The following is a 15,075-nucleotide window of genomic DNA, read 5'->3' as shown; positions in this document are numbered from 1 at the left end:
TGCGAGAACTGGGTGAAGGCGCGCGGGGGCGCGTTAAAGTGCCGGTAGATCACAGTGGAACTAGTGCCTTCCACGAGTGGTTCAGGCCCTCGCCGATAGCTGCGAACTGTCGACGGGGGCCGTTTTGCGCGACCGTAACGCAGTGAACGCGCCCGCAGAGACCCGAAGAGTGAAGAGCGCTCGTGTGGGTGACGTGTTGACCGGAGAGAGTGCCGGCGCGGACTCGGCTGTGGCTCGTCTCTTGTTGCAGATCCACCAGGGCAGCCGCCTGGCAGATGGATGACGCGTAAGCCCCTTGGCCTCAACGAAGCCAGGCAGTTCCGTCAGGTGCTGAAGCCGAATGTATTCCCGTCCAGGAGCTCATGCTCACAGCGGTGCCTGCGGTCCAGATCGGCGGGCCGCAGCTCTCAGGATCGCGCCGACGTCGTCCATCTGCCCGTATCTATGCAACTCAAGGGCCACACGCAGGACATCCCTATCCGCCTGATCGCGTCCGTACATCTGGATGAGCGTCTCGGCCAGCTGGTCTTGCCGTTGCCGGCGGAGCAAGACCAGTGCGGCTGCACTTTCTACGGGTGTCAGTACCTCCGAGGTCTGCTGAAGGTAGGACAGTGCCTCACCCTGCGCGCCCTCCTCCTGCAGCTGTCCGGCGCGGGAGGCGACCTGTCTCGCGGCAGCTACGTCCTGCGCCGTCTGCTGCCGGTCCCCGTCTGAAGGAGGGACCGGCAGCGGCGCCGGTTCTCCGGGACCGGTGCTCTGTGCAGTCTCCAAGCCGGCTTGGAGACCAGCTCGAAGCGCATGGAGACGCTTCACATCGGCCTGAAGTTTTCGTATCCGCCGCCGGAGCTTGGCGCAGCTCCGGCACAGCCGCGGTTCCGCTGCGGCGTGCACTTCGTGCACATGCTCCTTCGTCATGCTCACGGACTCATGGCCTGAATCCGCGAGCATGGCTGCCGCGGCGTCGTACAGCGCTGCAACGAAGCTCGCTGGTGGAAGCCGTTCACCGTTGAGATACCGGCTGATCTCGCTGGGATCCTTCTTGTATCCCCGTGCTGCGAGATGGTCGGCAGCGTGTCGCAGTGTCTGCGTCCCCAAGTGCTCGTACAAGGCCGCGAGATGCCGTGCGAGGTTCCGTCTGCCCGGGGGCAGATTCTCGCCAGCCTTCGTCCCCACCAAACCTGCAGCCATTCGTAGGTCCCCCTCTGGAACGCCGACTCCGGCATGATGCAGGAAGATTGTGCAGCACTGCTTGTTGACGCGTTTCCGCGCAACGAGCCATTCCCCTGGACGGTTCCTCCGCTGCCAGTGCTCAATAGGTACACCGCCGGAGAGCGCAGGTCATGCCTTCGGTTGGTATCCGTGTCCCACCTGATGCGTGTCAGCGTGGCTGTGGGCGTGACGTGCGAGCGAACGGAGAGCGTGGATGGAGCTGCCTTCGTGGCAGGACGACAAGAGCTACAAGGGCATGGCGCGAACGGCGCTGTGGCTTGAGGACGTCGTCGGGGTGGGCAACATCTTCACCATGGCGCAGCTGCGTGACGCCTTTCCGGGCGTTGCCCAGATCGACCGCCGGATGCGCGAGCTTCGGAAACATGGGTGGCGAATTGATACGAATCGCGAAGATATTTCACTGAAGTCCGAAGAGCGCCGATACGTGACGAGGGGGGCTGACGTCTGGATCCCTGGGCAGGTGAAGCCCGCCCAGCACGAGAAGAGTCTGACTGCCAATCAGCGCGTCAAGATCTGGCAGGCTGATGGATTCCTCTGTCGCACCTGCGGTGCTGCTACGGGTGAATCCGTTGGCGAAGGTCTGGGGGTGACCACAAAGCTCAATGTCTCCCGCAGGAAGGTGCGACTCGCAGACGGAACGCTGGATTACCAGAATGTGACGGAGTGTGAGCGCTGCAGCAAGACTGGGTCCGACCGTGAGATCAATCTTGCTGAGCTAATGACGCTCATCGAGTCGCTCGCTCCGCTGGAGCGGAGGGTTTTCGCCGGCTGGCTTGAGGCCGACCGCCGGTCGTGGAGCACGCTTGAAAAGTTGTGGGGGATCTACAGGACGCTGCCGGAGAAGTCCCGCGCAGCAGTGATCAAGGCCGTCAGCGCCGAAGACAATTGAGTAGGGATGGGGACGGGGAGAGTCATGCTGCGGGAATTTCCGCCGCCGCCGCGCGCGGCTGAGTTCAGTGAGCTGATCAAGAAGAGGCTGGGGGAGGTGAAGGACTCCGGCGGCACCAGGGAGACGGTCACAGTCGACTGGAATGGCCAGCAGCAGCACGTCGAGGTAATCGACCTCCCGCTCGGCGGCTTGTACTTCAATCCCGGAACGCATCGCATCCGTGCGCAGCGCAGTCATGACGCTGAGCGTGACCAGATGCTCGAGAGCGACCCATGGGGGTCTCAGAGCCAGGATTACCTCAAGTTCTTGCTCCAGGCAGAACCGACGAATCCGAACATCCGCGACACGGCGTTTGACAAGCTGAAGGAGAGCCTGCACCAATTCGGCCAGAACGATCCTGGTCTTGTCACTCACCACGGTGTGCTCGTCAACGGCAACACCCGAGCGGCGGCCCTCCGGGAACTCGGCGTCCAGTCGATGCGCGTTGGAGTGCTGCCTGAGTCCTTTACGTGGGCGGACATCAATGCCGTCGAACTGTCCCTGCAGCTCCGGAAGGACCACCGGCGGGACTACTCGTACGTCAACCGTCTTCTGGCGATGGAGGAGCAAGCGCTCCTGGGCCGGACTCCTGAAGTCATCGCCAAGGAGTTCCGCATCAAGCCGGCCACGTATCACCAGGAACGCTGGATTCTCAGCACCATCCGTGAGCTCATCGACCGGAGTAAGAGCGGTGGCGGAGTTGCGCTGAGGCTCGTTGACTGGGAGGGAGACCAGGAGAAGCTCAAAGAGCTTCATCGTCTCTATGAGAAGCTCGAAGGGGCCGACCGTGACCAGGCTGAGGTTCTCAAGGAGCTGAGGCTGGCTGCGATCCTGCTTGACTTCTCGAAGACCGATGTACGGCACATCGACGAGATCTTCCTGCAGAAGGACTACTTGGGCGACAGGCTGCCTGCCAGTCTCCAGCACACGGCCGCGCATGCTGAGCCGGCGACGGTGTCGATTCCAGGCCTGGGGATGGAGGTTCCTGCCTCTTCTTCGGCTGTTTCGGCCGCTCGCGCACTCAACGACCAGATCCTTCGGGCGACAGCCGCTGTACGCAGTGACCAGTCGGGGCTGCTGGACAGCGCCAAGGCCGAAGACCAGGCCCTCCTGGACGACGCCAGGAAGGCGTTCGACGACGCGATCGACGCCGCCGGCCGCGACGCCCGCGTGCGCAAGCGTCGACAGCTCGCTCCCGCCCGGCTTGCGGACGCCTGCGCAGACATCGAACAGTGCGTTGTGGAGCTGGTACAGGCCCGTGCCTCGCACAGTCTCGACGAGGAAGCTTTTGACGACGCCGTACTGAGGCTGAGGGACAGTCTTCGCAAGCTGGCACAGCAGGCGGGCAGGGGTGTTCCGCACCCTGGAGACGGAGTCGGCTGGCTGCTTGAAGCCGCAGCTGCGGAGGCTTCCTGATGCCTGAAATCGCTGGTGATGCTTCTCTGCAGCTCGGATTCGACGAGAGCCGGACCCGAGTGGTCCTGAGGACTACTGAGAAGTACCAGCAAGATCTTGTACAGTTGGCCGCCCGTTTCCGTACGGGCGGCCAGCTCGGCCCTTTGTCCGCCTCGGTCGCGCTTGACGAACTGCTGGCTGATCTGAATGTTCTTGCAGCCTGGCCTCACCACGTAGGGGTTGAGTGGTCGCCCGATCTCCGTAATCTCGTCGTCGGCGTCATGCAGGACGCCGATACGGTGAAAAAGCGGCTTGACGTCCCTGAGCAGGACGAGCAGGTTGCAACGGAGGGAGTGGTCAGCCTTCTTGGTGTCAGCTGGACCGCCGAGCTTGGCGAGTTCCAGAGGCGTGACATCGCCAAGCTTCTGTCATTGCAGCATGGGGCCAACTTCAGTGTGCCGGGTGCGGGAAAGACCCGGGTGGCGCTCGCTGTATATGCGGCGCAGAAGACGATGGGGAAAGTAAGTCGGCTGTTGGTCGTCTGCCCGAAGTCGGCGTACGAATCCTGGCGCTATGAGACGGCTGTCTGCTTCAGCTACCCCCTGCGCACGCACGTGCTGGACGGCTCCCTTGACCAGTGGGCTGAGGTCCTCATCGTCAACTACGAACGCCTGGACCGTCACCTTTCCACACTTGCGGGCTGGCTGCAGTCGGCTCCTTCAATGATCATTCTCGATGAAGCTCATCGCATGAAACTCGGCGCCCGGGGCAAGTACGGGGCCGCGTGTATGGCCCTTGGCCCTCTGGCGCGACGTCGGCTGATCCTTACAGGAACCCCGGCACCCAACGGCGCAAAGGATCTTGAGAACCTGCTGGGCTTCGTGTGGCCAGGGCACGGGCAGCGCACTGTCGTGCAGGCGGTGGCGGGGGGCGATCTTGCGCACGCTAGCTCGGTACTCCGCCCCTTGTTCACACGGACGACAAAGCAGGAGCTCGGGTTGCCGCCCGTTCAGCTGCGGATGAGGTACGTGGACATGCCGCCGCTGCACAGCGAGATCTACAGCTCGCTGGTCGGGGGCGCGGGCAGTCGGGGGGCTCGGGATGACCTCTCCTCGTTGGGGAAGACAGCCCTGCGCCTGTTGATGGCGGCGACGAGCCCGGCCCTTCTCCTGGAGGGGGCCAGCCGTCATGAACCGCTGGCCTACCAGCTGCCGCCGTTGGAGATCCCTGAAGGCGATTCCTTGTATGCACTGATGCAGCGCCTCCCGGACTACGAGCTTTCACCCAAATACAAGGAAGCAGCAGCGATTGTGGCCGCGAACGCTGAGCAGGGGCGCAAGACACTCGTCTGGACGTCGTTCGTGCGGAGCATCACGACACTTGCGCAGCTTCTGGACAAGTACGGACCAGCAACCGTCTACGGGGAGACCCCGGACCGTGATGAGCAGCTGCGGAGGTTCCGCGAAGATCCCAGTTGCATGGTGCTCATCTCTAACCCTGCGACGCTGGGGGAGGGCATCAGCCTCCATCACGTCTGTCATGACGCCGTGTATGTAGACCGTGACTTCATGGCTGGCCGCTATCTTCAGAGCCTCGACCGCATCCACCGCCTGGGGCTGGCGCCGGAAACTGAAACCCGGGTCACGGTGCTCGCGGCGCGTAACACCGTTGATGAGGTCGTAGAGGTCCGCCTGGACCGGAAGCTGGAATTCATGGGCAAGATCCTCGACGATCCGACGGTGCAGCAGCTCGCCGACCTTGAGGAGGAGCCGGCAGTCGCCGCGGGGCTGGCTACGAGTGACATGGAGGCGCTGCTGCGTCACATGGGGCGGTAACTGACGGTTGACAACTGGCTCATGCCCCGCATGGACTGGTTGCCCAGCAGACTGCAAGACTCCTCCTGGAGCGGCAGCGGTACGGTGCTGCCTCTGCGACACTTGAGCAGTTAATTTGCGTCACATCCAGGAGGAGCGTGCCCATGGGCGCCGCCAGCGGCCGATCAGCCCCGCAGACCACCGCGCCGTTGACCTCGGTTGAGATCTGCGCCGGAGCCGGGGGCCAGGCAGTGGGCCTGCATAACGCTGGCTTTCATCACCTGGCCCTCATTGAATGGGACTCCCACGCGGTTGACACGCTCAAGGCCAATGTGAGCCAGTGGCCCGGGTGGGAGGATGGGCGGGCGGAGCAGTTGAAGCCCATGGATGTCAAGGAACTCCTGAAGGAAGAGTTTCTGAACGGCGCGAAGAATCTTTCTGAGCGCTTTGGTGTGAAGCATCGAGAGCTTGATCTTCTGGCTGGCGGTGTCCCCTGTCCTCCGTTCTCGCTGGCGGGTAAGAGGCTTGGGGCCCATGACGAGCGCGACCTTTTCCCGACGATGCTTCAGCTCGTTGAAAACCTGCGGCCGAAAGCTGTGATGATTGAAAACGTGCGGGGGATTCTCGAGCCGCCTCACGTTTTTATCGACTATCGACGACAGATCGTGAACGAGCTTTTCGATCTCGGATACGATGTTCCTTTTGTGAGTGAAAAATGGTCGGTAGCGAAGCAGAGCGAAGCCATGAGTCACGTATGGCGTCGGCTCGATGCCAGTGACTACGGTGTCCCGCAGCTGCGCCCTCGGGCGATTCTGGTCGCGATTCGTAAAGATATCGCCAGGGAAAATGGTGAATTCGTCTGGCCGAAGCACAAGAAGGGGGAGCGTGCCACCGTCTTCAAGGAACTCGAGAAGACAATGCTTGAGCGATGCAAAGCTTACTGGTCTCTCAATGTAAAGGGTGAGGCGGCCGGGCCGGGTGAGCGCACCGGTAAGCAGGTTTTCGAGGACTGGAAGAAATCTGCATTCGGTGCGGAGAAGGGCAGTACGAAGGGGGTGGCTCCCACGCTGGTCGGCGGTTCGAGGAAGCATGGGGGCGCTGACCTGGGTCCCACGCGAGCCAAGCGGGCATGGGAGGCCCTTGGCATCGACGCCATGGGGGTTGCTAACGATTTCGGGAAGTCTACGACCGACCCGGAAAGAGACCTCTTCCGCCCTAAGGGGCCGATGCTTACGGTCAAGCAGGCAGCCATCATTCAGGGTTTTCCGCCCGACTGGGATTTTCAGGGTGGTAAGACGGCTCGTTATCGACAGGTGGGTAATGCCTTTCCTCCGCCGGTCGCTGAAGCGGTGGGGAGGGCTATCATTGCCGTCCTTCGCCCGGAAAGCCGTGATGAGGTTTCCCGTACGTACGAGCTGGACTCGGGTGATGGTGCCGCAGGCGACGTGCAGCTGGAGATTGATGAGGCAGTGGAATCAGTTCCTGCGGAGCCTCTCTCGCCTCGCACGCACCGAAGCGGTGATCTTGTCGGCGCACGCCGCTGAGGGCTCGTGCTCCCAGAAGCGGAGCACGAGCCAGCCGGCCGCCGCAAGCTGCTGGTCCGTGTCCCGGTCGCGTGCGACGTTGCGCGCAACCTTGTCCGACCAATACCCCGAATTGGTTTTGGGCGGCACGTAGTGATCCGGGCAGCCGTGCCAGTAACAGCCGTCAATGAAGACAGCTACCTTCGCCGGGCGGAAGACTAGGTCTGCCGTCCGGCGAAGGCTGGGCAGCGGCCTTGCCGCGACGCGATAACGCAGTCCCGTGGCATGGACCAGCCGTCTGACGATCTGTTCCGGCTTCGTGTCCCGGCTGCGAATCGCCTGCATATTGCGGCGCCGTGCTGCTGATGACGCCCAGGACCCCGGGGGCGGGGTCCAGTCCGTAGCCTCAGGCACAGTTAGCCACTCCTCCGTCGGCCCTTTTCGGTGAGGGCCCGCTCACGCCTTGGATAATTCGATCGTACGGATCCATCCGGGCGGGGGTGAAGTCAGCTGCTGTCGCCCCCGTGGCACTCCCCGTAAGCCCGCCCCGACCCGCACCAGCACTTCGCCCCCCGGGCCGGTGGCCATGCCGTTGCGCGGCCTCGGGCCGCCAGGGTCGTGGCGTACTGGGGGAGGAGGTCCGCGTTCGAGGGGTGGGTGGCTTCCGAGGCGGCGAAGGCTTCGTAGGAGGGGACCGTGGCGCGGACGATGCCCAGGTTCGGGGTGCCCGCCTGGGACAGTTCGCGGAGGGACGCCTCGATGTCCGTCAGGTGGGCGCGGTACGTGGGGTACTCGGCCTCCAGCTCCGGGTAGGCCGCCAGGAGCTCGTCCAGTTCCGGTTCCGGCCAGTGGAGGACCGCGACCGGGAAGGGGCGGGAGAGGGCCGTGCGGTACGTGCCCAGTTCCGAGCGGAGGCGGGCGATCTCCGCCCGGAGTTCCGCCGGGTCGGAGGAGCCGAGCGACCACAGGCGCTTCGGGTCGTGGAGTTCGTCCAGTCCGACCGTGCCCGTGTGCAGCCGGTCCGCCAGGTCGTCCCACTCGTCGTGCGTCAGTGCGAGCATCCGGCGGATCCGGTGCCGGGTGGTGATCAGGGAGCGGGTGGCGTGGGGGAGGTCGTCCCAGGGGGGTGTGGTCAGGAGCTTCGTCGCCTCCGTGAGGGTCGACTCCGCCGCTTCCAGTTCGTCGTGCGCCTCCAGCGTCTCCGCCGTGATCTCCCACGCCGACGCGTCCGACGGCCTCGTCCGCCGGAGGCCGTCGATGATCGCGCGGGCCTCGGCCTCGTGGCCGTACTCCCACAGGTTCGCCGCCTTCAGCGCCCTGATCAGGTCCGGGTTCGCCGGCTCCCCGGCGAGGAGCTCGTCGTACAGGGCCGTCGCGGCCGGGCGGTCTCCCGCGAGTTCGCGGTGGGCCGCGGCCCGGAGGTAGAGGGGCTCCCGGTCTCCGGGGTACTGCGCTGCCGTGCGCAGCAGACGCTCGGCTTCGGTGAGGTGGGCGGCAGGCGTGTCTGGGCGCATGCCCTCCACCGTACTGCTGTACGGGCCTGGAGAGTTGGCGCCCCAGCGCTTATCGTGCCCCGCGTGCGCGTCACGCAACGGGAGCGGGTGCCGGTCGTCGTCCAGGGGCGAGGACGATGCCGTACGGGCGCACGCGCGCTGTGGCTGGGCGCCGAGACCGCCGTCACCTGCGGGGTTCTCCTCCTGCTTCTCGTCGTCCATCAGCTCTGGTGGACCAATCGGGAGGCCCGCGCCGAGGCCCTCGACCAGGTGCGCGTCCTGGAGCGGGGGTGGGACATCCCTCCCCCCGTCCGGAGCGGGAGCGGTGTTCCCGGTGATGCGCCCGGTGGGGCCGCCGGAGGGGGCGGGGAGTCCCCGGTTCCCGCGCCTTCCGGGCCGTCGGCGGCCCCACGTGCCGCGGGGTCGTCCCGTACGGTCTCCCCCGGGTCCTCCGGCGCCTTCGCCGTCCTCCGCATCCCCCGGCTCGGGCTCACCGTCCCCGTCGCCGAAGGCGTCTCCAAGCGGTCCGTCCTCGACAAGGGGTACGTGGGGCACTATCCCGGGACCGCCGCTCCCGGGAGCGTCGGGAACTTCGCCCTCGCCGGGCATCGCAACACCCACGGCGAGCCCTTCCGGTACATCGACCGGCTCCGGGACGGGGACCGGATCTCCGTGCGCACGCGTGCGCGTACCTATGTCTATCGGGTTGATCGCGTGTTGCCCTCGACCGCTCCCCGTGACGTGGGGGTCATCCGGGACGTTCCCCGGTCCCTCGTCCGGCCCTCCTACGGGTACGACGCGCCCGGGGCCTATCTCACGCTCACCACCTGCACCCCCGAGTTCAGCAGCGCCTACCGGCTCGTCGTCTGGGCGAAGCTGGTGCCGGCCGGGTGAGGCGGCCCAGGGCGAGGGTGAGGACCGTGCCCGCCAGCGCCAGGGCCGCCGAGACGAGGAGCGCCGTGTCCGGGCCCGTCGTCACCAGGGCCAGCGTCAGGGCCACCCCGGCCGAGGAGCCGATGTAGCGGGCGGTGTTGTTGGCGCCCGAGCCCATCGCCGCACGCTCCGGCGGCACCGAGTCGACCGCGAGGCGGGGCAGCGCCGCGTTCAGGAGGCCGCTGCCCGCGCCCGCGAGGAGGAGGCCGGGAACGAGCCGCGGCCAGGAGCCTTCCAGGGCCCCGAGGAGGGAGAGGATTCCTGCCGCCGACAGGGTGAAGCCCAGGGTCAGTTGGTACGCGGCGGAGAGCCGGCCCGCCAGGCGGCGGGTCTGGAGCGCGGTCACGAACGCCGTGCCCGACCAGAGGAGGAAGAGCCACGCCGAGCCCAGTGGTGTCATCCCCGCCCCGCCCTGCAGCAGTGCCGGCACCACGCTGAACAGGCCGATCACCGCCAGGCCCGTGAACAGCGCCCCCAGCGTCGACGCCAGGAACGCGGGCCGCCGCAGCAGCGCCAGGTCCACCATGGGGGCCCGGCTCCGGTGCTCGACCGCCGCGAACAGCCCCGTCAGGACGGCGGCCGCGAGCAGCAGCAGGCCCACCGGGGCCCGCAGCCAGCCGTCGCGGCCGAGGGTGAGGGCGGTGAGCAGGGCCGCCAGGGCCAGGGCGAGGGCGGTCGCGCCCGCGATGTCGGGGCGCGTCCCTCCCGTTCCCCGGGTCGTGTCGTGCGTCAGCGTCCGCGCCCCCGTCGCCGCGATCGCCAGCGCCGCCGCCCCCAGCGTCCCGTACGCCAGTCGCCAGTCGGCCAGGCTCAGCGTGCCGGCGAGGAGCGGGCCCAGGGCGATGCCGGCGCTCACCGAGGCGCCCCAGACGCCGGTGGCCCTGATCCGGTCCCGGCCCGCCGGGTAGGCGTGGGCGAGGAGGCCCAGGCTGCCCGCCAGGACGGCCGCGCTCGCCGCGCCCTGGGCGATCCGGGCCAGGGTGAAGGCGAGCGTCGAGCCGGCGAGGGCGCCGAGCGCGGTGGTGAGGCCGAGGGCGAGGGTGCCGAGGAGGAAGACCCGGCGCCGGCCGTGCGCGTCGGCGAGGCCGCCGGCCACCAGGAGCAGGACGGCGAGGCCGAGCGGGGTGCCGTTGAGCAGCCAGGCCTGCGCCGAGGCCGGTGTCCCGAAGGCGGCGGCCATGTCGGGGAGGGTCAGCATCGGCGCCGTGTAGTTCATCAGCGCGACCGCGGTGGCCGCGGCCGTGACGGCGAGGGTGGCCCGGGGGCGTCCGGGGCGGGGGCGGGACTCGGGCGGGGCCGTGGTGGTGAGCGGGTGCACGGGAGGACCTCCACCTGTAGGTTCGGTGAATGAACCTCAAGGTAGCAGCAAGGTTCGTTCACCGAACCCCTTGTGCGTACGATGGACCCATGGCTCTCGGCAAGGACTACGCCCGGCAGCAGTGCTCCATCGCCCGCGCCCTGGAGGTCATCGGCGAACGCTGGACCCTGCTCGTCGTCCGCGACGCCTTCTACGGCGTCCGCCGCTACAACGACTTCCTCGTCCACCTCGGCATCCCCCGCGCCGTCCTCGCCGCCCGCCTCCAGGCCCTCGTCGAGGCCGGCGTCCTCGACCGGCGGCGCTACCGGGAGTCGCCCCCGCGCGACGAGTACGTGCTCACCGAACGTGGCCTCGCCCTCTGGCCCGTCCTGCGCTCGCTCGCCACCTGGGGCCGGACCGAGGTCCCCGGGGCCGTACCGCTGCGCCACTTCCACCACGCCGACTGCGGCACCGAACTCGGCCCGTACGGCGAATGCCCCTCCTGCCGTCTTCCCGTGCCGCTCGCCGACGTCGAGATGCGGCCCGGCGCCGGACTCGACCCCGACCCCGACGATCCCGTCAGCCGTGCCCTCCTCCGGCCCCGCCGCCTCCTCGTCCCCCTGGAGGCGTGAGTTTCCGGAAGAACGGCGCACCGGGTGGGAACTTCCCGGCCCCGTCGTTCGTCCTCACCGTCGGACGACCGAGAGGAGGAGGTGACGGGATGACCCTCAGGGACCTGGTCCTGCGCGTCGTCGCGCCCCTGTTCTTCCTGCTCGCCCTCGCCGACCTGCTCCTCTCCGACGGCACGAGCCTCTCCACCGCCGTCGCCCTCGCCGCGACCGGCGTCGTCCTCGCCCTCCTCGGCGCCCGTACGGCCCCCGCCGTACCGCCCACCGCCGTGCGCACCGCCATCCGCGACCGCGAGCGGCGCACCGCCTTCCTGCCCCAGCGGGACCCCGACGCCGCCGGCCGCCGCAGACCCCGTGCTCCCGGCCGTCCCCTCCCGACGGCCGCGTAGGGAGCCCGTACCCGTACGACGAGCACCTCTCGCGGATCCGTCATGCCGAATTCCCCCGCCCCGGCACGACGAGACCCCACGGAGGGCTCCCTTGAACGTCTTCGCTTCCCTGGTCGAGCAGCTCGCCGACCTGCTCCAGCCGCTCTTCGCCACCACCGCCACGGCCGCCGCGATCGTCCTCTTCACCCTGCTCGTACGGCTCGCGGTCCACCCGCTCTCCCGGGCCGCCGCCCGCGGCCAGAAGGCCCGCACCCGGCTCGCCCCACAGCTCGCCGCCCTCCGCAAGAAGCACGCCAAGAACCCCGAGCGGATGCAGAAGGCGATCATGGAGCTGCACGCCCGGGAGAAGGTCTCGCCGTTCGCGGGCTGCCTGCCCAGCCTGCTCCAGGCGCCCGCCTTCTTCCTGATGTACCACCTCTTCTCCAGCGGGCGGATGGCCGGGCACAGCCTCTTCGCCGCCCCGCTGGGCGACCACTACGCCGACGCCCTCTCCCACGGCGGCGTCCTCGGCCCGGCCGGCCTGGTCTACCTCGCGCTCTTCGCGATCGTCGCCGCCGTCGCCACGTACAACTACCTCCGGGCCAGGCGGCAGCCCGCGCCGGTCGTGGCGGAGCCCGGGCAGCCGGGCGCCGCGGTGGCCGCGGGCATGGCCCGGTACCTGCCGCTGCTCTCCTTCGCGACCCTGATCTCGGTCGCCGTCGTCCCGCTGGCCGCCGCGCTCTACATCGTCACCAGCACCACCTGGACCGCCGTCGAGCGGGCCTTCCTCTACCGGGACATGCCGCAGGCCGCCCTGGTTACTCCCGCGTAAGGGTCCAGTGTGTGAACGGGGTCTTGCAGAGTGACCCGTCGTCTTGGACGATCGACCAATCCTCCGATGGCCGCACTCCATCGGCCGGGGCACCCTCTGGGCCTCACCGGGCCCACCTCGACCACAAGGAGAAGACCATGAAGCTGCTGCGTGTCGGCCCGCCGGGAGCCGAGCGTCCCGCCCTGCTCGACCAGGACGGAACCCTCCGCGACCTGTCCGCCCTCGTCGACGACATCGACGGCGGTCTGCTCGCCGACGCCTCCGCGCTCGACCGCATCCGGGGCGCCGCCGGCGCCGGCGTGCTGCCCGCGCTCGACGCCACCGGGCTGCGCGTGGGGCCGCCGGTCGGCCGCATCGGCAAGGTGGTGTGCATCGGGCTGAACTACCACGGGCACGCCGCCGAGACCGGCCAGGCCACCCCCGCCGAGCCCGTCGTCTTCCTCAAGGCCGCCGACACCGTCGTCGGGCCGGACGACACCGTGCTCGTACCGCGCGGCTCGGTGAAGACCGACTGGGAGGTGGAGCTCGCGATCGTGATCGGCCGCACCGCCCGCTACCTGGAGACCGACGCGGAGGCCCTCGCGCACGTCGCCGGATACGCCGTCGCGCACGACGTCTCCGAGCGCGAGTTCCAGATCGAGCGCGGCGGCACCTGGGACAAGGGCAAGAACTGCGAGACCTTCAACCCGCTCGGCCCCTGGCTCGTCACCGCCGACGAGGTGCCGGACCCGCAGGACCTCGGCCTGAAACTGTGGGTCAACGGCGAGCTCAAGCAGGACGGCCACACCTCGGACCAGATCTTCCCGGTCGCGGAGGTCGTCCGGTACGTCAGCCGGTTCATGACCCTGTACCCGGGCGACGTCATCAACACCGGCACGCCCGCGGGCGTCGCCATGGGCCAGCCGGAGCCCAAGCCGTACCTGCGCCCCGGCGACGTGGTCGAGCTGGAGGTCGAGGGCCTCGGCCGGCAGCGGCAGGAGCTCAAGAGCGCCTGATCCCGGGGGCCGGTCCCCCGGGGGCGGGGGCGCCGGCGTCCCCGCCCCCGGTCAGGCCCCGCCCGCCGCGTACGAGTCGAGCAGGCGCTCCAGAGCCTCGACGACCAGGGCGTGGTCCTCGGCCTGCGGCAGGCCCGAGACCGTGACCGAGCCGATCACGCCCGCGCCCTCGACCGCGATCGGGAACGAACCCCCGTGGGCGGCGTACCGGTCGGGGTCGAGGCGCGAGGACGCCTCGAACGTCGTCCCCTTGGCCCGGAAACGGGCCCCGACCAGGAACGAGCTCTCCCCGTACCGCTCGACGACCCGCCGCTTGCGGTCGATCCAGGCGTCGTTGTCCGCGCTGGACCCCGGCAGCGCGCAGTGGAACAGCTGCTGCGCCCCGCGCCGGACGTCGATCGCGACGGGAGCCCTCCGCTCCCGGGCCAGGCCGACGAGGAGGGTGCCGAGCGTCCAGGCGTCCTCGTACGTGAACCGGGGGAGCGTCAGGCGGGCCTCCTGGGCCTCCAGTCCGGCGACCTCGCTCACGGCTTCACCACGATCCCCTCGCGCGCCGACCGCCGCGCCGCCTCCAGGACGTCGAGGGCGGCGGCCGCCTCGTACGCGGTGACCGGGTTCCCGCCGGTGCCGCGCAGCGCGGCGGCGACGGCCGCGTAGTACGCCGGGTAGTCGCCGGGCAGCGACTCCACCGGGGTGCCGCCGCCGGTCAGCGGCGACTCGCCCGCACCGAGCCGGCCCCACAGCTCCTCGGGCTCGGCGCCCCAGACGGCGCCCGGCTCCGGCCGCAGCCCCTCGCGGAGGGCGGCCTCCTGCGGGTCGAGCCCGTACTTCACGAAGCCCGCGCGCTGCCCGAGCACCCGGAAGCGGGGGCCGAGCTGGGCGGTGGTGGCGCTCACGTACAGGTGGGAGCGGACCCCGTTCGCGTGGGTGAGCGCGAGGAAGGTGTCGTCGTCGGCCTCGGCGCCCGGCCGGCGCACGTCCGACTCGGCGTACACCGAGACGACCGGGCCGAAGAGGACCAGGGCCTGGTCGACGACGTGGCTGCCCAGGTCGTACAGGAGCCCGCCGATCTCCTCGGGCGCGCCCGACTCGCGCCAGCCGCCCTTGGGGCGCGGGCGCCACCGCTCGAAGCGGGACTCGAAGCGCTGGACCTCGCCGAGCGCGTCCTCGTCGAGCAGCCGGCGCAGGGTGCGGAAGTCGGCGTCCCAGCGGCGGTTCTGGAAGACCGAGAGCAGCAGGCCGCGCTCCTCGGCGAGGGCGGCGAGCGCGCGGGCCTCGGCGGCGGTCCCGGCGAGCGGCTTGTCGACGACGACCGGCAGGCCGGCCTCCAGGGCGGCCGTGGCGACGGCGACGTGCGTCTTGTTGGGGGAGGCGACGACGATCAGGTCCAGTTCGTCCGTCCCCCGCTCCCACAGCTCCTCGGGGCGGGCGGCGACCCGGACGCCGGGGTGGGCGGCGCGGGCCTCGGCGGCCCGCTCGGGGTTGCCGGTGGTGACGGCGGCGAGGACGAGGTCCTCGGAGGCGGCGATCAGCGGGGCGTGGAAGACGGAGCCCGCGAGGCCGTAGCCGACGAGTCCGACGCGGAGCGGGGTGCGGGGGTCGGTGCCAGTCATGCGTGCCACTTAAGCAACGCTGTTG

Annotated in this window: 15 protein-coding genes; 9 read left to right on the top strand and 6 right to left on the bottom strand. The window is 68.8% G+C overall.

Going from position 1 to position 15,075, the window contains the following annotated elements; all coding sequences use genetic code 11:
* Window positions 1-366 precede the first annotated feature (366 nt).
* Window positions 367-1,188, bottom strand: coding sequence for a hypothetical protein (locus tag IE180_RS12245; protein WP_190156827.1), 822 nt, complete (start codon window positions 1,186-1,188; stop codon window positions 367-369).
* A gap of 235 nt (window positions 1,189-1,423) precedes the next feature.
* Here IE180_RS12245 and IE180_RS12240 point away from each other — a divergent pair, with 235 nt between their 5' ends.
* The 4 genes from IE180_RS12240 (at window position 1,424) to IE180_RS12225 (ending at window position 6,911) form a co-directional block, all read left to right on the top strand.
* Complete coding sequence (locus IE180_RS12240; RefSeq protein WP_190156826.1) at window positions 1,424-2,119, top strand: KpnI family restriction enzyme N-terminal domain-containing protein; 696 nt, start codon at window positions 1,424-1,426, stop codon at window positions 2,117-2,119.
* Window positions 2,120-2,143: 24 nt separating this feature from the next.
* A complete protein-coding gene (locus tag IE180_RS12235) occupies window positions 2,144-3,574 on the top strand; it encodes a ParB N-terminal domain-containing protein (RefSeq protein ID WP_190156825.1) in 1,431 nt (476 codons plus the stop codon).
* Window positions 3,574-5,388 (top strand): DEAD/DEAH box helicase, encoded by a 1,815-nt coding sequence (locus tag IE180_RS12230; RefSeq protein ID WP_190156824.1) that lies wholly within the window; start codon window positions 3,574-3,576, stop codon window positions 5,386-5,388. Before IE180_RS12235 ends, IE180_RS12230 begins: the two co-directional genes overlap by 1 nt.
* Window positions 5,389-5,531: 143 nt before the next feature.
* Window positions 5,532-6,911: a DNA cytosine methyltransferase gene (locus tag IE180_RS12225; protein ID WP_190156823.1), complete on the top strand. Its 1,380-nt coding sequence runs from the start codon at window positions 5,532-5,534 to the stop codon at window positions 6,909-6,911.
* Here IE180_RS12225 and IE180_RS12220 read toward each other — a convergent pair.
* Window positions 6,843-7,304, bottom strand: coding sequence for a very short patch repair endonuclease (locus IE180_RS12220; RefSeq protein WP_190156822.1), 462 nt, complete (start codon window positions 7,302-7,304; stop codon window positions 6,843-6,845). The two genes, IE180_RS12225 and IE180_RS12220, sit on opposite strands and share 69 nt — an antisense overlap.
* Window positions 7,305-7,396: 92 nt before the next feature.
* The gene (locus IE180_RS12215) at window positions 7,397-8,404 is read right to left on the bottom strand and encodes an SEC-C domain-containing protein (RefSeq protein ID WP_190156821.1); all 1,008 of its coding nucleotides are present in this window, start codon (window positions 8,402-8,404) and stop codon (window positions 7,397-7,399) included.
* A 63-nt stretch (window positions 8,405-8,467) separates the two neighbouring features.
* On the opposite strand from IE180_RS12215, the gene IE180_RS12210 reads away from it, so the two are divergent.
* Window positions 8,468-9,277, top strand: a complete 810-nt coding sequence (locus IE180_RS12210) for a class E sortase (protein ID WP_190156820.1) — start codon at window positions 8,468-8,470, stop codon at window positions 9,275-9,277.
* On the opposite strand, the gene IE180_RS12205 is transcribed toward IE180_RS12210, so the two are convergent.
* Complete coding sequence (locus tag IE180_RS12205; RefSeq protein ID WP_229860439.1) at window positions 9,225-10,634, bottom strand: MFS transporter; 1,410 nt, start codon at window positions 10,632-10,634, stop codon at window positions 9,225-9,227. The two genes, IE180_RS12210 and IE180_RS12205, sit on opposite strands and share 53 nt — an antisense overlap.
* 89 nt (window positions 10,635-10,723) lie before the next feature.
* Here IE180_RS12205 and IE180_RS12200 point away from each other — a divergent pair, with 89 nt between their 5' ends.
* The 4 genes from IE180_RS12200 (at window position 10,724) to IE180_RS12185 (ending at window position 13,437) form a co-directional block, all read left to right on the top strand.
* Window positions 10,724-11,245 carry a winged helix-turn-helix transcriptional regulator gene (locus IE180_RS12200; protein ID WP_190156819.1) on the top strand — a complete coding sequence of 174 codons (522 nt, stop codon included), beginning with the start codon at window positions 10,724-10,726 and terminating at the stop codon, window positions 11,243-11,245.
* A gap of 89 nt (window positions 11,246-11,334) precedes the next feature.
* Window positions 11,335-11,631 (top strand): DUF6412 domain-containing protein, encoded by a 297-nt coding sequence (locus IE180_RS12195; protein ID WP_190156818.1) that lies wholly within the window; start codon window positions 11,335-11,337, stop codon window positions 11,629-11,631.
* A gap of 91 nt (window positions 11,632-11,722) precedes the next feature.
* The gene (locus tag IE180_RS12190; protein WP_190156817.1) at window positions 11,723-12,442 is read left to right on the top strand and encodes a YidC/Oxa1 family membrane protein insertase; all 720 of its coding nucleotides are present in this window, start codon (window positions 11,723-11,725) and stop codon (window positions 12,440-12,442) included.
* Between the two features lie 137 nt (window positions 12,443-12,579).
* Window positions 12,580-13,437 carry a fumarylacetoacetate hydrolase family protein gene (locus IE180_RS12185; protein WP_190156816.1) on the top strand — a complete coding sequence of 286 codons (858 nt, stop codon included), beginning with the start codon at window positions 12,580-12,582 and terminating at the stop codon, window positions 13,435-13,437.
* 51 nt (window positions 13,438-13,488) lie between these two features.
* On the opposite strand, the gene IE180_RS12180 is transcribed toward IE180_RS12185, so the two are convergent.
* Together IE180_RS12180 and IE180_RS12175 are read right to left on the bottom strand one after the other, a co-directional pair.
* Complete coding sequence (locus IE180_RS12180; RefSeq protein WP_190156815.1) at window positions 13,489-13,965, bottom strand: heme-degrading domain-containing protein; 477 nt, start codon at window positions 13,963-13,965, stop codon at window positions 13,489-13,491.
* Window positions 13,962-15,050 (bottom strand): Gfo/Idh/MocA family protein, encoded by a 1,089-nt coding sequence (locus tag IE180_RS12175; RefSeq protein WP_190156814.1) that lies wholly within the window; start codon window positions 15,048-15,050, stop codon window positions 13,962-13,964. Before IE180_RS12175 ends, IE180_RS12180 begins: the two co-directional genes overlap by 4 nt.
* Window positions 15,051-15,075: the final 25 nt, after the last annotated feature.

The organism is Streptomyces litmocidini, from assembly GCF_014649755.1.
In the GTDB taxonomy this organism is placed as follows: domain Bacteria; phylum Actinomycetota; class Actinomycetes; order Streptomycetales; family Streptomycetaceae; genus Streptomyces; species Streptomyces litmocidini.
The sequence above is the reverse complement of the archived record's forward strand: the minus strand, read 5'-3'. Positions and strand labels throughout refer to the sequence as shown.